We start from the raw sequence: 20123 nt of genomic DNA on the forward strand, positions 1-20123 counted from the left end.
TCACACACAGGAGAGAACTGCATCATGAGCCGAAATCGGACTGCCTGGGGCGCCTTGCTGGCCGCCATGCTGGGGTCGGTGCCCTCCGCGGAAGCGGCGACGTTGCAGCAGGTCAACGACTGGGGAGTGAGCGGTCTGCCTGGTGACGTGACCATGCACGTCTATGTCCCGGACCACGTGGCGCCGAATCCTCCGATCCTGACGCTGGTGCACTACTGCGGCGGGACCGCCAGCGCTGTGTTCGGTCAGGCGCGCGGCGGGGGCATCGTCGACGCGGCGGACGAGCATGGCTTCATCATGGTCGTCCCCAGCAGCGGAAGGTGCTGGGACGTCGTGTCGAACAAGACGCGCACGCGCGAGGGCGGCGGCGACAGTCACGCCATCCGGCAGATGGTGAAGTACGCGATCGACACGTACGGAGGCAACGCGGATCGCGTCTATGCGACGGGAGATTCGTCCGGCGGCATGATGACCGAGCTGCTGCTCGCCCTCTACCCGGACGTCTTCAAGGCAGGCGCCGCGTTCGCGGGCATGCCGGCCGGGTGCCGCGCCGCCAACGAGTCGGGCAACAACGGCGGATATAGCGGCGCGTGCGCGGGGGGCTCGGTGACCCACACAGCGCAAGAATGGGGGGACATCGCCCGATCGCTGGCCCCGGGGTACACGGGACATCGCCCGCGGCTGCAGCTCTTCCACGGCGATGCCGACACGATCATCAGGTACCCGAACCATACAGAGGCCATCAAGCAATGGACCGATGTTCTGGGCGTGAACACGAGACCGACGTCGACCGACACGGGAGTCCGGCTCGGCAACCACGATGCGACGCGGCAGCGCTGGGAGAATGAGTGCGGCTACGTGGTCCTCGACGCGTTCACCTCGATGGGCGGCGATCACGGCCCATCCGACGCGCTATTTCCCGCCGAGCACGTCATCCCCTTTCTGGGTCTCGACAAGGCCGGGCCGGTCGATCCCGAGATAGAGGAGTGCAGCGGTGGGGCGGGGGGAAGCGGAGGCGCCGGCGGAGCCGGAGGAGCCGGAGGAGCCGGCGGGGGTGGCGGACAGGGCCAGGGTGGCATGGGCGGCGGCACCGCTGGGAGCACGGCGGCGAGCGGCACCGCAGCAAGCGGAAGCGGCGGCGCAGGCGGGGGCGGCGCAGGCGGGAGCGGCGGGAGCGGTGGAACGGGCGGCGCCGTCACGGCGGGCGGCCCGACGGACAGCGCTGATTCTGGATCGTGCGCGGTCGGCAGGGCCCATTCGGGGGAGTCCGTCGGAACTTCCCTGGTCGCTCTCGCAGCCGCGCTGTCGACCTTGATCCGCCGTCGTCGTCGGAGGACGGCGGTGGCGTCCACCTGAACCGGGACACAAGCTGGGCGCCACTGCTGTAGCGCCCAGCGCGGCATGTCAGCGCACCCGCAGCTGCGCCGCCGATTCACCGAGCTTTTTGCCCTGCGCATCGAGGACATACAGCTTGTACGTTCCGGCGCTGGCCGGCACGGCGATGGACGTCGCGTCCCCCGCCGCCTTCGTCATCGTCGCGCCCTCCGTGAACGTGCCGGTGCCGGCCGGCGCGAGCCAGACGGCGCTGGCCGCCGCGCCGGCGCTCCTGATCTTGATCGCCGTGGTGCCGGATGCCACCGAGGCGCTCGCCGGGAACACGTAGTCTGGAACCGCGAGCAGGCTGCTGGGGATGATGCCCCGGTGCTCTTCCTGGACGCCGGAGCTCAGGCAGATATCGTATTGCGCTGCCGGCCACATGTTGTCCGGCACCGCGACCGGAGGGTCGATCCTGCTGTCGGGCGGGTTGACGCCCATCTTGTTCACGGTCGCGTACGTCCTCAGGATGGTGAGGTGGTGCTTGGCCCCGAAATCCTCGCAGTTGATCGTGTATTTCACGCCGGGATCGATGTCGAGCACGTTGTCGTTCTGCGTGATGTACGCGCTGCCCTCGTCGTTGTGCAAGCCGTACGTGGGGCCGCTCGTCGCGGGCGGAATGCCCTTGACGTAGTTCTCGTTGATGGTCGTGCCCGGCATCTGGCCTAGCGTGTAGACCGCGCCGCTGTCGTGCAGCCTGCTCAAGGTATCGATGAATCGATTGTTGTTGATCGCGTTGTCTTTGCAGGTGGTCGAGTCAGGGAAGTTCCGCCAGCCCCAGCCCAGGTTGATGCCGTTGTAGGCCGTCTTCTGGATCTGGTTGTAGGTGATCTTCAGGCCATCGACGAAGAACGCGGTGATGCCCGAATGGCCACCGAAACCCGGCAGTGAGCTCACGTCGTACAGCAGGTTGTTGCTGATGGTGTCGTTTTTACAGATGCCTTCGGTACCCGAGCCGAACTTCTGGTGCGGGCCGGTGTCGCCCACGTACAGGTGCTGCGGGTGGCCGACCGTGATGCCGCTGCCGGCGATGTCGGTGATGTAGTTGCCGATGATGCTGGAATTCACGACGTCGTTGACAAAGGAGATGCCCTCATTGCCGCTGTGCTTCACCACGTTGCCGATGAAGTCGATCGAGTCGGCGTTGTTGACCGTGATCATCCCGGGCAGCGTATCGGTAATCTCGTACTTGCTGTTGTGCCAGTTGCCGTCGCCGTAAGCGACATAGATGGTGGCGCCCTGTACCGTCGCTTTGCCGTGCGACATGTCCACGCTGTACAGGTTGTAGTCGGTGTTGGCGAAGGTGATGCCCTGGAAGGTGAGGTTCTTGACGCGGCTGGCCGTGGAGGCGCCGGCGATGTCGATCAGCTTCTCTGCGATCGGCGCCTGCACGTCGGCCTGTTCGATGTCCTCGCCCTGCCGCGGGTAGTAGTAGAGGGTGCCGGTCGTCTTGTCGAAATAGAACTGCCCCGGTGAGCTCAAGAACTCGCGCGCGTTGTAGATCGTGTGGGTACCAGAGACGCTGAAGCCCGAGTTCCAGCCGGGGGTTTGCGCGATGGCGCCGTAGGGCTGTTGAAAGAGCAGCGCGCGGAAGTTGTCTGGCGTGGTGGTGACATCGCGAACGCAGACGATATTCTCGTTCCAGGTGGTGCCGTTCACGATCTCGAGGTCGTCCTTGTTGCTGGCGATGGCAGGTACCGCGTCGAGGTCGTACTTGGCGCCGTCGCTGCCGCGGCCGCTCGCCCAGGCCCAGCTGTGCTGCCCGGCCGTCACGCTGTACGTCCCGACGCCTCCGCGCGACGTGACCCGCTTGCTCGTCATCAGGGCACGAGCATCGTTCACGTACAGGTTGCGCAGCTTCGTCGTCCGGTCCAGCCTGGCCTTGTAGATGTTGCCTGTGTCCGGGGCCCATCCGGTCACCTTCGTCGCGCCGCTCAAGACGGGCCTCTCCCCGGGGTAAGCCTGATAGTAGATGCGATGGCCATTCGTGCCCGAATCCGACGGCGCGAAGGCGATGGCGTCGGTGAGGCTGTACGTGCCAGCTCGGAGGTAAACGTAGATGTCGCCGGTCATGTCGGCGTTGACGGTGCGGACGACGTCGCGCGCCTTGGTGACCGTCTTGAACGGCGCGCTGGCCGTGCCTGGATTGTCGTCGCTGCCGGAAGGCGACACGTAGTACGCCGCTTGCCGCGTCCCGGTCTCGTCTGGCACCTCGCCGCCGCCGCCGCCTCCGCCGTCGCCCGCTCCGCCACCGGCCATCGCGCCGGCGCTGCCGCTTCCCCCCTCCGCTGCCGCTCCTCCGGCTCCTGCAGCGGCGTCGGCGCCGCCGGTTGCGCTGCCGCTGGCCGCGCTGTCGCCGCCAGCCAGGTCGGGGCTCGTCCCGTCGGACGAACAGGCAGCCAACCCCGCGAACGCCGTGATCGACGCCGCAACCAGCAGCTTGACGTGATGAACGGTGGAATCGTGACTCTCACGCATGATTTTTGCCTCGATCGCAAGGTGAGCCAGCCGCCCGCGCGGAGCACCGCGCCGCTTCCAGATCACGTCAATTCGGTGAGGAACCGACCCGCAGCGATGCCGCCGCGAGCCCTGCCAGAGCTTCGCGAGCGGCGGTACGTCGCGGAGCAGAGAGGCCGATCGAGCACGTGCGCCGGCGCGGTCCTCCCCCTGCGCGCGCCTCACCTGGAGCCAGCAGCCCGACCGCCACGGTGAAAGCGCACGAGGAGAAAGGCCCGGTGCGCATGACGCACCTGTCCAGCGCAACGCCGAAGGATACCTGGCGCCAAATGTGAACGTTCACATGACAGGCGTCAATCGAAATGGACCGGCGCGCGGATGTCCTCGATCCGGAGGGCGGAGGAGTGCGCAGCGGCGGCCGGCCGAGGCGCCCGCATGAACGGTCCGACGAGCCCGGCTCTCGCGAGATCGTCCTGTCCGGGGGACCTGGGCGGCGCTCGTACGCAGGACCAGCTCGGCCCCGACGGCGGCTCAGCTGTCGCGGCGCTGATCGGCGCCGAGCTCGCCGGGCGGGCCGGCGCGGCGGCATGATGGGGACGAGGGGTGGATCGGGCGGCTGAGCCCCCGGGTCAATTCGCGACGACGAGCTCCCAGCGCTGCTCCTCGCCGCCGCTGCTCGACCGCTGCTCGACGGCCGCGGCGTCGTCGGTGGAGCCCTGGACCACCCCGATGAGCTTGCCGCTCTTCTTGTTCCTGATCTGGTGATCGCCGCCGCCCACGTCGATGAGCAGCCACGCCTGGTTGTCGCCGTCGTGGTTGGCCCATTGCTTCAGCGCGATCCCGTCGCTGGTCGACTCGTCAGGGACGTCCAGCACCTTGCCGCTCTTGACGTTGGTGAGCCGGAAGTAGCCCGATCCATTGTAGTTCAGGCTCCACTTCTGGTTGTCTCCGCCGCTGTCCGGGTTCTGGACCACCGCCGCCCCGTCCTCGGACGACGCGCCCGCGACCTCCATCACCTTGCCGCTGTGCCTGTTGACGAGCTTGAAGTTGTTCGTCGCCCCGGTGACGGCGCCGGCCGCCGTGTCGATGGTCAGCGTGTTGTTCCAGCTCATGCTCATGGTGGTGTCCGAGGGGAACGAGATCGGCTGCCATACATACGTCGAGTCGTTGACCCGCCCGCTCCAGGCGCCGGCCCAGCGATCGCCCATGTAGAGGTAGGCCGTCCCCGCGCTGCCCTGGACCGGGAGCACATACGTCGACTGGGAGTGGTAGGTCGTGCCGTCGGCGACGTTGGTCATCGCCGACCAGCCGGCGCCGAGCGCGCGCGAGGTCGCGTACTTGGCCTGGTTGGGCGACCAGCCCGTGGCCCCGGAGGTCAGCAGGAAGTAGGTGCCGTTCCGCTTGAACAGCGCCGGCGCCTCCCGGTGTCCGCCGGGGAAGAGCACGGCGGTCAGGCGTCCGATGGCCAGGTAATCAGGGGTCAGCTCGTACAGGTTGAGATCGTAGTTCTCGTTCGAGGCAGAGATGAAGTACGCCTTCCTGTCGTCATCGACGAAGAGCCCGCAGTCCCGGGACATGTACCCGCGCTTGCCGTGATCGGTCACCCCGCTGTCGACGAGCGGCCGGAAGCTGCCGTGGTACGTGTAATCGCCGTCCACGGTGCTCGAGCTCGCGACCGCGGCCCGCGCCTCGCCGTAGTTCACCCCGTTCTCCCAGTGCATCCACATCACGAACTTGCCCGTGGACTCGTTGTAGACCACCTTCGGGCGCTCGATGTTCGCCGGGTCGAGGTCCTGGTCCGAGTCCATGGTCAGGACATGGTTCCTGAACTCCCAGCGCCGCAGGTCCGCCGAGCGGTAGCAGGACACGGCATAAAAGGTCCCGTCCGGGTTCCGGTTCTCGCCGAACCAGTAATAGTACGAGCCCACCTTGATCACCCCGCCCCCGTGCGCCTGGATGGGCTTGCCCGAGGTGTCGGCCCACTGGATCCCGTTGACCATGGGGCCGACAGGCGGCGTCTGCTCCGGCCCCCCGCCCTCGCCCTCCCCGGCCCCCGAGCCGACCGAGGCGCTCACGCCGGGAGCCCCGCCGTCGCCGGAGGACGAGCTGACGTCGCCTGGCGGCGAGCCGCCGTGGCCGGGCGGAGAGCCGGAAGAGGCGGAGGCCCCCGCGGCCCCGCCGCCGCCGGCGCTCGACCCGTCGGAGGGCGCGGGCTGGCCAGCGTCGCAGGACGCGAGGCCGAGCGTGACGACCAGCAGGCAAGGTACCGGAGTAAGGGAAGAACGACGCATGGTGCCCTCCAGACAGAGCGCCATCTCCCCGCCTTCAACCGTGCCTGTCAAGGCCCTCGCTGGGGCTGTGGCCCGGCTGGCATGTTCCGCTCCGGTGCGATCCGAGAGCCTCGCGGCGCTCGGCGCTCGTTCGTGCGCCGATCAGGCTAAGCAGCGGATGTCGCCCGCCCGGCGCGCGGGGCGGCGAGCTTGTACCGGTTCCGGGCCCAGGCCGCGACCTCCGCCACCTGCCGGTCCACCGGAGTCGCCGACCAGCCGAAGGCCTCGCGGAAGCGCGTGTCGTCGATGGCATAGGGCACGTCCCACTGGTAGGCCATCTCGGCGACCTCGCGCATGAAGGGCGAGAAGAGGCCGATCGCGCGCAGCACGAAGCGCGGGAGTCGCGCCACCTTCGCCTCGAGCCCGAGGGCGCGGCCCAGCCGCTCTGCGAGCGCGCGCGTGCTCTCCGCAGGCGCCGTCGGCAGGTGCCATATGTGGCCCATCGCCTCCTCGCGCTCGCCCAGGGTCACGAGGCCTCGCGCCACGTCTTCCACGTACGTGTACGCGTGGGGCATGTCGGGATCGCCCATGCACTCGACGGCCTTCCCGGCGAGCGCGCGCGCGTAGAAGCGGTCGCTCCAGAAGGAGAACGGGAGGTCGGCGCCGAAGAAGTCGCTGGCGCGGCCGATGGCCACGCGCACGTCGCCGCGGCGCTGGGCCGCGAGGCGCATCTCCTCGACCTCGACGCGCAGCGCGCCCTTCTTGCTGCAAGGGCGGCGCGGCGAATCCTCGCGCATGGCCCCGTCGGGAATGCCGTACATGTACAAGCAGTCGAGGGCGACGAGCTTCGCGCCCGCCTTGCTCGCGCCGTGCACCGCGCCCCGGGCGATGGGCAAGAGCTGCGTTGCCCAGAGGTGGTAGGGCGGGTTCATGCAGTCGTAGACCACGCTGGCCCCGCGCGTGGCCTCCTCGGCGAACGCGAGGTCGGTGATGTCGCCGCCCATCGACGTGAGCCCCGGCCGCTCCGGGGCGCGGCGGGTGCGCTGCACAAGGCGGACGCGGTGGCCCTGCGCGAGCAGGCGCTCCGCGACGCGCGGGCCGATCTGGCCGGCGCCGAGCACGACGTGGAGCTTGGAGGAGGAGCTGGGAGCGGGCGCTGCGTTGTTCATGAGGCGAGGATGGATCTTGCAATGGCGCAAGACAACGCCCAGGAAAGCAAGCTACCGCGGCAAAAATGCAAGACCTCTGGGGGACACAAAGCGGGCGTCGCGCGGGCGCGGCGCGGCCGCCGGGAGCTCCGGCGGCGCGGCGGAGCGCGGGCGCGGCGGCGGCGCGACGCAGGGCGAGCGCGGCAGAGGCGCGGCGCAGGGCGGGCGCGCGTGCAGCGGCGCCGTGGAGCGGGGCGCCGCGACGTCGAGGACGGCGACGCCGGATATGCCCGCCAAGAACGTGCTGGAACGCCGCGCCCCGCCGCGCGCCCATGGATCGAACTTGCAGGCTCCGCACGTTGGTGAGAGGCTCGGTGCAGACTTACCGTGTTCGGGTAAGGGGCCGATTCCACCGCAGGTCCCTCCGGCGCGCGGAGCTTGGCCGGAACAACGGAGTGAACATGAAGGTGAGTGGCATCTGGGCCGCGATCATCCAGGACATCGATCCGTCTCTCACGCGGCACCGGGACGCCCGCCCGCCCGGCGGCGCGACGCGCCGAGCGAGGCTGCGTGCGGCGGCCGCCGTGGCAGCCCTCCTCGGGCTCGTTGCGCTCACCGCGGGGTGTCCGGTGTGCGACGGGAACGAGATCGGCTGCGGGGATGGGGTCAGTATCTCGGGGCCGATCGGGCTCACCGCGGACGCGCCGGCGCATGTGACGGTCGAGGCGTGCTGGAAACAGCGCTGCGCAACGCTGACGCTCAGCTCGGACGCGCCCCGACCGCCGAACGTGCCGCTCAGCGCGGACGCTGCGATCGAGGGCGGGAGGGTCGTCTGCGAGCTCGCGGACCTGGACCCGACCAACACGCACTGGGAGATCAGGATCGGTTTCTTGCCCGACGTGAACACGGACCTCGAGGATGGAGAGGTCTATGCGGTCAAGGTCGTCGACGACGACACGCAGCGCGAGCTGGTGAGCCTCGAGCGCAGCGTCGACTATGAAGCGTTCTATCCCGGCAACAAGAGCGTCTTCTGCACGTCGTGCGCCACGGCGCACATCGAGATCCCTCCGCCCGCCGCCGAGTGAGCGGCGTACCGCGACGGAGCGAGCTCGCCCTCCGTTCGCCCTCACCGGGCAGGCGTGGAGACCGAGCGCGCGGGAGCTGAGCCGCCCTCAGGCGCCGCGGCCCCAGCTCACTCGCGGATCCGCGTGGTGGTGTTGTAGCCGCGCGGGGCGAGGGGCGACAGCTTCTCCAGCCAGATCTGCTCGAGCAGGGTGAGCTCGTCCGCGAGCGAGAAGCCCGGCTCGTCCTTCTGCGGCACGACCTCGAGCACCTCGAACGTGAAGGCGTCGGCGCCGTGCTGCTTCCAGTCCTTCTGGAGCTCCTGGTTCGAGTGCCCGCCGATCGACAGCATGAAACGGTGCTTGTTGAGCGGCCCGTGGAGGTTCGTGCTGCTGCCGAGCAGCACCTTGCCGTTCACCGTGTTCTTGACCTGGAAGATGCCCGCCTGCTTCGGGGTCTCGAGATACTGCCGCTTCAGCTCCTTGCGCGTTTCCATCGTGCTCTCTCCCGCTTTCCTCTTCGTCGCCTCGGGCGTCCCTGTCGCCGCCTCGGGCGTCTCGGTCGCCGCCCCGGCCCCTGGGGTCCCCCCCTCGATCACCTCGTAAAACTGGCCGTCGCGCGCCATGTAGCCCTCGTCCACCAGCATCCGCCGGATCGTGCAGTGGTCGGGGTACAGCGCCTGGATGATCGCGTTCACCTCCTGCTCGCGGTAGCGCCGCCCCGCCTCGAACCTGGCGAGGAACTGCTCGAGCACGATGCGCCGCTTGCGCCACTGCTTCGGCATCTGCACCAGCACGCCGCCGCGGAAGAACGAGCGCATCACCTGGCTCCGGGCCCGCTCGACGCGCCGCCGCGCCGGGCCGCCGCCGGCCGACGGCACCGTGACGAGCTCCCTCAGCGAGAGGCGGAGCACGTCGTCGCGCAGCGCGTAGACGAGGTAGTACTGGGTCTTGCGCTTCGTCACGAGGCCGGCCTCGTCGAGCTTCCGGAGGTGGAAGGAGACCGTGGACGGCGCGCGCCCCAGCCGCTCGGCCAGCTCCTCGGCGCAGTGAGGCCGCTCCAGCAGGGCGTTCACCACCTGCAGCCGCGACGCGTCCGCGAGCGCCTTGAGCACGCCGATGCGCGCGTCGAGGCCCAGCTCGGGCGCCGGAGGATCTGCTTCGATGGCCATCGAAACGAATATAGCGGGCGCGCGGCGGCCGTCAATCTGGTTCGACGGCCGTCGAATCGGATCGCGCCCGGCGCGCCGGTGCAGGCGCGCGCGCGGTCGACCGGACGCGCGCGCGGCTGTCAATCTACTTCGACGATGATCGAATCAGAACGGCGCGGGCGCGCGGGAGGCCGGCAGCCACCCGTACGCGGCGAGGAAGCGGAGCAGCGCCGGGTCGTCGACCGACAGCGGCGGCAGGTACTCCGCGACGCGGACGCGGCGCCACCACGCGCCGCTCCCGTCGCCGACGCGGGTGAAGCTGTAGCGGTAGAGCTCGGCGCGGATGTACCGGGGCGGCGCGCCAGGGAAAGGGTTGCCGGCGAGGAGGCGCTGCGCGCCCGCGTCGCCCGAGAGGAGCTTGTAGATGAAATGAACGAGCCACGGCTCGCTCTCGTAACTGCCGAACGCCGCGAACCAGATCTGCCAGTCGAGGCGGTAGTGGTACGGCGTGATGAAGCACGGGCGCCGGCGCACGTCGCCGGGCTTGCACGGCAGGTCGTACTCGAGCCACCGCGTCCCCTCCCCCAGCGCCTCGTCGCTCGTGCCCTGCAGGATGACCTCGTAGCGCTCCCGGCCGACGCTGCCGAACGCGCCGTAGGTGTTCACCAGACCGAAGCTGTCGAAGGTGGCGTTCATCGACTGCCGCGGCGAGAGCAGGTTCATGACCGGGTTCACGCTGAGGCAGAGCACGAGGATCGCGAGCAGGGCGGCGGCGGCGCGGTGCGCCCGCGACGGGGAGAGCTGCGCCGCGAGCGCCGCGGCGCGCTCCCGGAGCCGCGCCGGGAAGAGCCGGCCGAGCGCGCCGTCGTCGAAGCAGGCGATCGCCGGCACGATGGTGAGCCAGTTGAGGAAGGAGAGGTTGCCGCTCGCGATCAAGATGCACTGGAAGAGCACCAGGAAGACGCCGGCGACGTGGCGCGCGCGCCGGGGGCCGAAGGCGAACCAGGGGACGACGAGCTCCACGAGGTGATTGAAGAGCACGCCGACCGTGTGCGCCGGCGCCGGGAGCTGGTGGAGGTAATAGCTCAGCGGGCTCGGGACCGGCTGCGTCTCGTAGTGATAGACAAGGCAGGTCAGGTCGCGCCAGCACGGGTCGCCGCGGAGCTTGATGAGGCCGGCGCCGAGCATGATCCGGAAGATGAGCCAGCGAAAGAGCCAGATCACGACCACGGGCGGCGGCGGCGACCGGAACGGCCGGAAGCCGCGCACCGGACAGAGGAAGACGGCGAGAAAGCCAGTCTCGGCGAGCTGGTGCTCCCAGCCGTAACCGTAGAAGACCTGGCCGATGTGCACGAACGAGAGGTAGAGCGCCCAGAGCGCGAGCTGCACGACAGCGTTGGTGACGCCGGCGCACACCGCGAGCGACAGCGCCACGCCGAGCCACGCGGCGGCCTGGAGGACGCCCTCGGAGGCGCCGAGCCACAGGAACAGCGTGGGGAGCCGGCGGAACGCCGCGCCCTCGGAGCCGGTCACGGCGAGGAGGCGCTCGAGGAAGCGGTCGGCGGGCAAGAGGCCTTGCGGGCCGAGGAGCGGGCCGAGCTGCCGGGCGAGCGAGAAAAAAGCGATGAAGTAGACGAAGCCGAGGAGGCGGAGCAGGACGAAGCGCGTGAGCAGGTACGTCCGCGGGGGGCCGAGGAAGCGGCGGAGCGGGTGGCTCCGGATGCGATCGAGGAGCGCGCCGTCCTCGTCAGCCTGATCTCGGGGCGGTGCTTCGCGGGCCATCGGGCGCGAGAGGATAGCCCTCCCGCGCGCCGGTCAGCCACCGCGCTTCATCGTGGCGTGGATGAGCCCGTGGGGCTCGTCCACCGGGACGAAGATCTCGTTGTCATTGCTGAGCCCGAAGCGCGAGAGATCGACGAGCAGGCAATGCTTGTTGGGCAGCGAGAGGCTCAGCTCGTCGACGGCCGGGCACGCCGCGAGCACCGCCTCGCCGAGCGCGTGGATCGTGTGCTGCACCGAGAGGCTGTGCTGCCCGGCGAACGTCTCGAGCAGGGCGCGGCGGGCGCTCTCCCACGTCGCCGTGGGGGCCTCGTCGCGGCGCCCCGCCGGAGCGCGCCAGCGCGCCACCATGAGGGTCGAGAGGATGCGGTCGTCGGTCTCCTTGAGCGTCGTGTACTGGTCGCGCGGGAAGCCGGAGAAGGCAGAGCCGGTGGTCTTGAGCACGAGCAGGTCCTCGATGCCGGACACGATCGCGACGTCGCCAGGGACCGCCGTGATCTCCGCGGTCCGGCGCTCGCCCGCGGCGCGGAGGAAGGCGTGCGGGTGCGGCGCGCCGCCCGCGTCGATGCGCGACCAGACCTTCTCCGCGATCGCGACCCTCGCCCGCCGGGCGTGGGGCTTGCCGAGGAAGTGCTCGGCCAGGAGGACGCCGAAATCCTCGATCGGCTCGACCGGGTGGGACTTGGCGAGCGCGTACACGGTGTTCTTCATCGTGTCCGTGGGGAGCACCTTGCTGTTGTCGCCCTGCGTGTAGGCGTCGTCGAAGTCGCCCTCGAGCTCGATGTCGACGTCGATGTCGGTGAGCTCGTGCCGCTCCGCCGCGCGGCGCACCTTGACCAGCCGCACCCTCGACTTGCCGTAGCTGTTCCGCACCAAGGAGATCGACATCGTTCTTCAGCTCCCGCGCCTGGCAATGACGCTTCCCCGCGACGCTGGAGAGACGGTACCTCGAAGGAGGATGTCCGCCAAGCGCGGCGGACGGCCGGGGCCGGCGGCGCCGCGCCCTCTTCCTCTCCCTTCCCTCCCTTCCCTCCCGCGCGCGGCGCGCGCGCCCGCGGGGCATCCCGAGCGAGTCCGTGCGATATCGGACGTGCGCCGGCGATCGCTCCTCACAAGATACACTTGCATGGTCATCACAGAACGCGACAGGACGGCCGATGAGCTCCTCGATCGCCGTGAGTCCCTGACGGACGCGGCGATCGGCCGGCTGGCGGCCGCGGCGCGGGGGGCTCCGGGCGAGCGGGGTGATCTCGAGCGCTGCCGCGAGGACATCGGGGCGCACCTCGACGCGCTGTCGGCGGCGCTGCGCGCCTCGGGCGCCGAGCAGTTCGGCGAGTACTGCGCCTTCACCGCGGTGTTCCTCGAGGGGATCGGCGTGCCGCGGAGCACGCTCGGCGCCGCGCTGGACGCGCTGAGCGAGGCCATCGGGGAGCAGCTCGCCCCGGCGCGCTCCGCGCTCGCGCAGGAGGCCCTGGCGGCCGGCCGGCGGCGCCTCGACGCCTCGCCGCTCGTGACGCCGGCCGCGCTCGCGGCCATCCCCGCCGCCATGGCCGCGCCGGGCGAGGCCGCCTCGGCGGCGGAGGCGCTCGCGCTCTCGACGCCGCGCGTCGCCCCGCTGAGCGTCGCGCTCAGCTACATGCGGCGCCCCGGGGACGCTGTCGCCCACGGCGGGCGGCGCGCCCACAGCCTGGAGGACGCCCGGCGCCACCTCGCCCAGCTCGCCGCGGCGGTCGACCTGGAGGCGCCCGCGCTGTTCAGCGACTACGCGGAATGGGCCCAGACGCTGCTCACGAGCGTCGGCCTCGACCCCGCCGAGCTCGTGAGCCACCTCGGCGCGCTCGGCGACGCCATCGCGATCGCGCTCCCCGAGCACCTCGCCGAGGCGCCGCGCCGGTACCTCGCGGCGGCGCTCGAGCGGCTCACCTCGGGCCCCGTCGAGCTCCCCAGCTTCGTGCAGCTCGAGGCCCCGCTCGGCCCCCTGGCGTGCGGCTACCTCGACGCCTTGCTCCAGGGGAACCGGGGGCGCGCGCTGCGGCTCATCCGGGAGGCGGTCGAGGCGGACACGCCGGTCAAGGACCTCTACGCGCACGTCTTCCAGCCGTGCCAGTACGAGATCGGCAGGCTCTGGCAGCTCAATCAGCTCAGCGTCGCCGAGGAGCACTACTGCACGGCGGTCACCCAGACGGTCCTGAGCCAGCTTTACCCGCTCGTCTTCAACGCCCACCGCGCCGATCGCCGGCTCGTGGCCACCTCCGTGGACGGGAACCTCCACGAGATCGGCGCGCGCTTCGTCGCCGATTTCTTCGAGATGGAGGGGTGGGACACGTTCTACCTCGGGGCCAGCACGCCGGCGGACGACGTGCTCGGCGAGGTCGCCCGCAGGAAGGCCGACGTCCTCGCGGTCTCGGCCACGCTCGGCGAGCACCTCGTCAGCGTCCACGAGCTGATCGCCGCCGCGCGCGACGACGGCCGGTGCAGGGACGTCCTCGTCCTGGTGGGCGGCCAGCCGTTCCGCGTCGTCCACGACCTCTGGAGGCAGCTCGGCGCCGACGGCTCGGCGCCGACCGCGGAGGGGGCCGTGCACCTGGCGCAGGAGCTCCTCGCGGCGCGCGGCGCGTGACCGCGCCCGCGCCGGCGAGGGCGGCGCGCGCTCACGCCACGCGGAAGAGGTGCTCGCGCAGGTAGCGATCCGCGAAGGCGCGGCCGAACATCGCCGCGAGGACGTCCGCCTCCTTGCGGTTCGAGAGCTCCGCGCGGCGCAGCGCGAGGTTCCGGCGAAAGGCGGCCTCGCCTCGCTCGCCGGGGCGCGCCGGGTCGAGCGCCGGCAGGCCGCGCAGGGCGTCGAGCAGGCCGGCGGCGGCGTCGAACGCGGCGCGCTCGGCGCCGGGCCTCACGCCCGCGATCAGCGCGAGCGGCGACAGGGCGCCCGCGGCGAAGGCGGGCGGCCTCCGCGGCGCGAGCTTCGCCGCGGCCCGGGCGTGGACGGCCTCGAGGAGCGGGCGCGCGTGCTCCTGCCAGAACGCGGCGTCGGTCGGCGACAGGTCGAGCGCGACGAGGGACAGCCGCCCGCCGAAGGCGACGAGATCGACGCCCAGCAGCGGCCGGAGCGCGCCCCGCGCCGGCAGGCCGCACACGGTCGCGACGCGCAGCGCGCCCGCGCCGTCCTCGAGGGCGGCGATCAGGAGCGACTCCCACCCTGCCCCGGCGAAGGCGTGAGACCTCATCTCCACCGGCTCCCCCCGGAGCTGGCCGCTCGCCACGGCCACGCAGCCGGGCATGGGCAGCCGCGCGAGCCCCCACGCGCCGGCGAGGCGGAAGGCGGCCGCGAGGACCCCGCGCATCCCGCGGTCGATCGGATCGGTCAGGGCCTCTCGCGCCGGCGCTCGCTCCATCTCTCCCTTTCCTCCTCTCTCTTCCTCCGTGCTCCTCCGCGCTCCGGCCCCCGACGAGGACATCGATGGATGAGCTGCGGAGACGGCGCGTGGTGCGTTTGGTGTAGCGAGCCTCACGCCGGCCTGCCAAGACACATGGACTCCACCGCGAGCGAAGGTGGGCCTGAATTCCGATGGATCCGCGCGAGCCGCGAAGAACAGGAGAAGACGAGACAGCGTCGCTCGCGGACGCTCCGCCGGGGCAGGAGCTCAGCGGCCCGCTCGCGCGGCTCGCCGGCTCTTTCCTCATGGAGGCCGTCGCGCTCGCGATCGGCGTGTTCGCGCCGGACGGCGCGCCGCGGCTCGCGAACCGCGGCATGCGCCGGCTGCTCGGCGGGGCGGGCGAGCCGGGGGGCGCCCTGGCTCGCCTCCTCAGCCCGGGCTTCGCGCGGCTCGCCGCGGCGGGGCAGCGCGGCGACGCGCCGATCTACCGGGGGATCCTGCACTTCGGGGATCTCCGCTCGATCGCACACAGCCTCAGGGGCGAGGTCTGGCGGCCGGGGGAGGATCTGGTGATCCTCGCCGAGTTCGACGTCGTCGAGCTCGAGCGCGTGCTCGGCGAGGTGTCCGCGCTCAACTCGAAGATAACGAACCTCCAGCGCCGGCTCGTCTCCGAGCAGCGGGCGCTCGAGAGGTCGCTCGAGCAGCTGCGGGACACGCAATCGATGCTCGTCCACTCGGAGAAGATGAACGCGCTCGGCAAGCTGGCCGCCGGCATGGCCCACGAGATCAACAACCCGCTCGCGTTCGTCCGCAGCAACGTGCACACGCTGGGAGAGTCGTTCGCGCGGCTGCTCGCCGCCTACGAGTCGCTCGAGGGAGCCGTCCTCCGCGGGGGCCCGGGCGACGTGACGGGCCTCGCCGGGGCGCTGCGCGAGGAGATCGATCTCGAGTTCCTGCGCGAGGACGCGGGCGATCTCGTGAAAGGCACCCTCGGCGGCCTCGCGCGCGTGCAGAAGATCGTCGAGGACCTGAGGACCTTCGCGCGGCTCGACCAGACGGAGGTGGAGGTATCCGACCTGCGGGAGAGCCTGGAGAGCACGCTGGCGATCGCCGGCCCCGCGCTGAAGAGCGACGGCGTCCAGGTGACGGTGGAGTGGGGCGAGCTGCCGCGGCTGCGCTGCAAGCCGGCGGAGCTCAGCCAGGTGTTCCTGAACCTCCTCATCAACGCGGCCCAGGCGGTCGCGTGCCGCGGCCGGGGGAACGGCCGCATCGCGATCCGCGCGCGGGACGGGGCGCGCGCCGTCACCCTGGACTTCGAGGACAACGGCGCCGGGATGCCCGCCGACGTCCTCGGCAGGATCTTCGATCCGTTCTTCACGACGAAGCCTGTCGGGCAGGGCACCGGGCTCGGCCTGACCATCTCGCACAAGATCATCGTCGATCAGCACGGCGGGACGCTCTCCGCCCGGTCGACGCCGGGGGTGGGCAGCACCTTGACGATCACGCTGCCGAAGGAGCTCGACCGATGACGGGCGCGTCGCGCGTGCCGGGCGCGCGGGGCGCGCTGCTCATCGTGGACGACGAGCGCGAGACGTTGAAGGCGCTCCGCCGCGAGCTCCGGCGCGACTACGACGTCGTCGTCGCGGAGAGCGCCGAGCAGGGGTACGCGCTCCTGCGCGAGCGCCCCATCCAGGTCGTCCTCAGCGACCAGCGGATGCCCGGCATGACCGGAACGGAGTTCTACGCGCGGGTGAAGGCCGACTTCCCGGATACCGTCCGGCTGCTCATGACCGCGTACGCGGACACGAACGCGGCGATCCAGGCCATCAACGAAGGGGGGGTGTACCGGTTCATCCCCAAGCCGTGGGACCCGCCGGGGCTCGCCGGCGTCCTGAAGGACGCGTTCTCTCAGCACGGGCGCCTCAGCGAGCGAAAGCGGCTCCTCTCGGATCTCGAGGCGAGGGTCGACGCGCTCGAGCGGGCGAACCAGCAGCTCGACGAGCTGAACCAGAGGAGCCATGAGCTCGTGGGGACCGCCGCGCACGACCTGCGCAATCCGATCGCGGCGATCCAGTGGTTCTCGACGATGCTGCTCGCCGGGGCTGGCGCGGGGCGCGAGGAAGCGCGGCGCCATCTCCTGAAGATCCAGGCCAACGCCGGGTTCACGCTGCAGCTGCTCGAGGACCTGCTCGACATCACGACGCTGGAGCACGGGAACGTCGCGCTCCGGACGCAGGAAGCCGATCTGCGAGGGCTCATCGCCGCCGCCGCCTCCCAGAACGAGCACAGCGCGGGCCGGAAGGGGATCGCCGTGGCCGTCGACGTGCCGTCCGAGCTCCCGCGCGTCCGCTGCGACGTCGAGCGGATCGAGCAGGTCCTGAGCAACCTGCTCAGCAATGCGTTCAAGTTCTCCCACCCGGGCACGACGGTGACCGTGCGCGCGCGGCGCGCCGGCGACGCTGTCGAGGTGACGATCGAGGATCAGGGGCTGGGCATTCGCCCGGAGGAGATCAGCGGCCTGTTCTCCAAGTTCCGGAGGACGAGCACCCGGTCGACCGCCGGCGAGAAGAGCACGGGCCTCGGCCTGTCGATCTGCAAGAACCTCGTCGAGCGCCACGGCGGCACGATCCGCGTGGAGAGCGAGCTCGGCCGGGGGACGAGGGTGTGCTTCACGCTCCCGCTGCCGGCGGCGGTCCCCGCCTGAGCGCGAGGGACCTACGGCGCCGCGACCGCGTGCGCTTGCTCCCGCGCCGCTCTCCAGAACAGTCGGGCCGACGCGAGCCACAGCGCGACGAAGAACCCCGTCAGCACGAAGTTATGGCCCAGTCCGGCGGCCAGGGCGATCACGGCGACCAGGGCCTGAGCGAGCGCCGTCGCGACCATCGCGCGTCCCATTCCGTGGGGCTGGAAGCGCGCGATGACGGCCCCGATGATCCCGACGGCGAGCGCTCCGCCAACCATCAGGTTGGCGGGGTTCTCCTCATTCCCGATGATGCCAACGGCGAGGTTCATCCAGACGAGGACGAACGCTGCCGCGAGCGCGACGCCCACGGCGGCTCGGTATGCTCTGTTGCCCGTCGCCCTCGCCGCCAGCTCGTAGGCGCCGCAAGCGCAGACCAGCATGGCGCCGAAGATGGCGAAATCCGCGAGGTCCCATGCCACCTCTCCGGTGAACTGCATCGCGACCAAGGGCAGCAGCAGGACGAGCGCTGCAGCGCCCCAGACCGCCATCCTCCAGGGGCTCCCGCGCCGTCCGCCGCCGCTGTCCGTCGTTCCTGCCATCGCCTTGCCTCCCTGCGTCAGTGAGGCCTTCAACGTAGCTCACACGACGGGTGAGCGGCATGAGCAGCTCGTGGAGTTTGGTGGAGCAGCTGGTGGAACCGGGCGGAGCAGCTCGTGGAGCTTCGGTGGAGAGAGCGTGGATCGGGGAGGGTCTGCCCGCACGGCGAAGGCGGAGATGGTAAGAACAGCCATGATGGCTCCGAAGACAGCGAGCCCCATGAAGACCGCTATGCCGACGTGGAGCGCCACGGTGGCCGCCACCCAGAGCCGCCGGGTGCGGCGCGGCCAGGTCATGAAGGGGTAGCCGATCTCGATGAGCAGCACCATCCAGCCTGCGCCCACCGCGAGCCATGGATGGTAGGCCAGCCAGGTGAAGTCGTACTGGCGATAGTCGGGCATGTTGAGCGTCCGCCAGATGGCATCGCCGTTCCACCATTGCTCGCCAAGCGCCTTTCCCAGCCCGCTCGTGAGGTAGACGATGCAGAGGTGTACCTGCACCACGCGCAGGGCGAGCCGCGCCGTGCTCGTGGGCCCGCCGGGCGTGCGGCCGAGCCATCGGTCGAGCGACAGCGCCGCTCCCGCGGGCATCCACATGAGATAGAACAGGAAGATGTTGGCGAACTGGTCTACACCGTAATTCGTGCTATCCGCCGTCATCATCAGCGCCAGGTGGGAGAACCAGGCGCCTGCCGCGGCCATCCTCGTGTGCCATCCCGCGAGCAGCGCGACGAGGGCGAGCACATAGAAGACGCCCACGGCGACGATGACGGGCACCTCTCCGATCCCGAGCGGGGCGAGGCGGTCTATCAGCCAGCTGAGCCGGACGGACCCAGGACTCCCGAGCGCGTCGAGGAGTGGTGCCTGCAGGATCCCCGATCGCCCATAGAGCTCGAACAGCGCAGGAGCGACCATCCCCGCCTGGATGAGCAGAACCGAGGCGAGCCCGACCCGGAGCGCGGCGAGCGGCGCTGCGGACGCAGGAGCGAAGGCGAAGCGCTCGACGGCCGCCCACGCTCGCGCGAACCCACGCCCGATCGCGGCCCGGGGATCAGCCATCGACCGCGCGTTCACGGCGCCCTCCCGTCGCTTCGCTGCGCGCGCATGAGCTTCGCGTGATGCACGAATTTGGCTCGATAATTCATCTCCCATCCCGTGGTCTTCCCCTCGCGGTATTCCGCCATCGAGGGGAGCTCGAGCGTATCGAGCTGGACGACGACGCTGTCGGCGTCTGGGTGCCTGGCGAGCACCTTGCCAGCCCAGGAAGCCACGAGCGAGCGCCTCACCATCGCCTCCTCCTCCAACCAGAACATCCCGATGATGTTCCTGACCCGGATATCTGCTTCACGGCTCACCCCCGTCTCCAGGACATCGGTCGCGATCTTCCCGCTCGCGCCGTTCACCTGAAAGCTCGCCGAGAGCGACGTCCCGACCCCCGGAGCGAAGAATGAGTAACCGCTGTCAGCTCCGGAGAGCAGGCCGTAATACTTCACCGCCCGGCGCGCCCAGCCCTCGTCTCCGACGTTGACGTGCAGAGCGCCCAGGCAGACCGCCACGAGGTGCGCCGCCGCGGCGGCGAGCAGAATGATGGCGCGTCTCTGGCCCATGGCTGTTCCGTTCATGCAGCTCACCCCCAGGGCGCCCGCGGTGCCGGCGCCTTGCCCGACCGGACGACCCTCCTCGCCGGCGCGGCGCCGCTGGGGCCGAGCGTCCGCTCGGCCTGCCAGCGGCGCCATGAACCGTCAGGACATCAGCGCTGACCATCCGTCAGGCTCACGACCGGAGTCGGGAGACCTGCCCGCGGAGAAACGTCGGCCCTGGAACCCCAATAGCCGTGGTGGCCGTGATGCCCGTGGTGGCCGTGATGCCCGTGGTGGCCGTGATACCCGTGGTACCCGTGATACCCGTGATGATGGCTGGACCAGCGGTCGCTCGCGTCCGCCGAGCTGGGTGCGCTCGTCTCCTCGACGAGCTCAAGATCCTGGATCGGCGTGGTGCTGGCCGCACGAGCGAGCGGAGCGACAGCGAGCGTCGCGGTGGTCACCAGAGCGCCGAACAATCTCAACTGGTTCATCTTCGGTCCCTACCCCTCTACCCGAGCATGCCGACTGGTGGATGCCGGGTGATGCACGGTGCCCATGCACGCTGCGCGCCGGGGTGCATCTCGAGCGTGAGTCGGCAGCGAATGCCAGCCGCGTGAGGGGCAAAAGAGACAAGACACAGCGAGACG

The 20123-nt window shown here is 70.5% G+C and carries 16 protein-coding genes; 5 read left to right on the forward strand and 11 right to left on the reverse strand.

The window, feature by feature from the left end:
* Window positions 1–24: 24 nt before the first annotated feature.
* The gene (locus WME85_RS25055; protein WP_437841699.1) at window positions 25–1356 is read left to right on the forward strand and encodes an extracellular catalytic domain type 1 short-chain-length polyhydroxyalkanoate depolymerase; all 1332 of its coding nucleotides are present in this window, start codon (window positions 25–27) and stop codon (window positions 1354–1356) included.
* A 48-nt stretch (window positions 1357–1404) separates the two neighbouring features.
* Here the strand turns inward: WME85_RS25055 and WME85_RS25060 are convergent, their stop codons facing one another.
* The 3 genes from WME85_RS25060 to WME85_RS25070 form a co-directional block, all read right to left on the reverse strand.
* Window positions 1405–3918 carry a right-handed parallel beta-helix repeat-containing protein gene (locus WME85_RS25060; RefSeq protein WP_437841702.1) on the reverse strand — a complete coding sequence of 838 codons (2514 nt, stop codon included), beginning with the start codon at window positions 3916–3918 and terminating at the stop codon, window positions 1405–1407.
* A 542-nt stretch (window positions 3919–4460) separates the two neighbouring features.
* Window positions 4461–6122 carry an RICIN domain-containing protein gene (locus WME85_RS25065; RefSeq protein ID WP_437841704.1) on the reverse strand — a complete coding sequence of 554 codons (1662 nt, stop codon included), beginning with the start codon at window positions 6120–6122 and terminating at the stop codon, window positions 4461–4463.
* Window positions 6123–6268: 146 nt separating this feature from the next.
* On the reverse strand, window positions 6269–7270 hold the full coding sequence (locus tag WME85_RS25070; protein ID WP_437841707.1) for an NAD-dependent epimerase/dehydratase family protein: 1002 nt from the start codon (window positions 7268–7270) through the stop codon (window positions 6269–6271).
* 440 nt (window positions 7271–7710) lie between these two features.
* On the opposite strand from WME85_RS25070, the gene WME85_RS25075 reads away from it, so the two are divergent.
* Window positions 7711–8334 (forward strand): hypothetical protein, encoded by a 624-nt coding sequence (locus WME85_RS25075; RefSeq protein WP_437841709.1) that lies wholly within the window; start codon window positions 7711–7713, stop codon window positions 8332–8334.
* 107 nt (window positions 8335–8441) lie between these two features.
* Here WME85_RS25075 and WME85_RS25080 read toward each other — a convergent pair whose 3' ends face one another.
* The 3 genes from WME85_RS25080 to pucL form a co-directional block, all read right to left on the reverse strand.
* Entirely contained in the window at window positions 8442–9482 is a 1041-nt protein-coding gene (locus WME85_RS25080) for a metalloregulator ArsR/SmtB family transcription factor (protein ID WP_437841712.1), read from the reverse strand.
* Window positions 9483–9626: 144 nt separating this feature from the next.
* Window positions 9627–11243, reverse strand: coding sequence for a lipase maturation factor family protein (locus WME85_RS25085; RefSeq protein WP_437841714.1), 1617 nt, complete (start codon window positions 11241–11243; stop codon window positions 9627–9629).
* 33 nt (window positions 11244–11276) lie between these two features.
* Window positions 11277–12128, reverse strand: coding sequence for a factor-independent urate hydroxylase (gene pucL, locus WME85_RS25090; protein ID WP_437841716.1), 852 nt, complete (start codon window positions 12126–12128; stop codon window positions 11277–11279).
* Between the two features lie 238 nt (window positions 12129–12366).
* Between pucL and WME85_RS25095 the strand changes: the two genes are divergently transcribed.
* Complete coding sequence (locus WME85_RS25095; RefSeq protein ID WP_437841718.1) at window positions 12367–13860, forward strand: cobalamin B12-binding domain-containing protein; 1494 nt, start codon at window positions 12367–12369, stop codon at window positions 13858–13860.
* Between the two features lie 31 nt (window positions 13861–13891).
* Here WME85_RS25095 and WME85_RS25100 read toward each other — a convergent pair whose 3' ends face one another.
* Complete coding sequence (locus tag WME85_RS25100) at window positions 13892–14632, reverse strand: hypothetical protein (RefSeq protein ID WP_437841720.1); 741 nt, start codon at window positions 14630–14632, stop codon at window positions 13892–13894.
* A gap of 173 nt (window positions 14633–14805) precedes the next feature.
* On the opposite strand from WME85_RS25100, the gene WME85_RS25105 reads away from it, so the two are divergent.
* A complete protein-coding gene (locus tag WME85_RS25105) occupies window positions 14806–16143 on the forward strand; it encodes a sensor histidine kinase (protein ID WP_437841722.1) in 1338 nt (445 codons plus the stop codon).
* Window positions 16140–17318, forward strand: coding sequence for an ATP-binding protein (locus WME85_RS25110; RefSeq protein ID WP_437841725.1), 1179 nt, complete (start codon window positions 16140–16142; stop codon window positions 17316–17318). Before WME85_RS25105 ends, WME85_RS25110 begins: the two co-directional genes overlap by 4 nt.
* 11 nt (window positions 17319–17329) lie before the next feature.
* Here the strand turns inward: WME85_RS25110 and WME85_RS25115 are convergent, their stop codons facing one another.
* The 4 genes from WME85_RS25115 to WME85_RS25130 all read right to left on the reverse strand — a co-directional run bounded on the left by WME85_RS25115 (window position 17330) and on the right by WME85_RS25130 (window position 19967).
* Entirely contained in the window at window positions 17330–17896 is a 567-nt protein-coding gene (locus WME85_RS25115; RefSeq protein WP_437841728.1) for a hypothetical protein, read from the reverse strand.
* Window positions 17897–17935: 39 nt separating this feature from the next.
* A complete protein-coding gene (locus WME85_RS25120) occupies window positions 17936–18952 on the reverse strand; it encodes a hypothetical protein (protein WP_437841731.1) in 1017 nt (338 codons plus the stop codon).
* An 11-nt stretch (window positions 18953–18963) separates the two neighbouring features.
* Window positions 18964–19500, reverse strand: a complete 537-nt coding sequence (locus WME85_RS25125; protein ID WP_437841733.1) for a hypothetical protein — start codon at window positions 19498–19500, stop codon at window positions 18964–18966.
* 143 nt (window positions 19501–19643) lie between these two features.
* The gene (locus WME85_RS25130) at window positions 19644–19967 is read right to left on the reverse strand and encodes a hypothetical protein (protein WP_437841736.1); all 324 of its coding nucleotides are present in this window, start codon (window positions 19965–19967) and stop codon (window positions 19644–19646) included.
* Window positions 19968–20123: the final 156 nt, after the last annotated feature.

It is taken from the genome of Sorangium sp. So ce1153, assembly GCF_051521595.1.
Classification (GTDB): Bacteria; Myxococcota_A; Polyangia; order Polyangiales; family Polyangiaceae; genus Sorangium.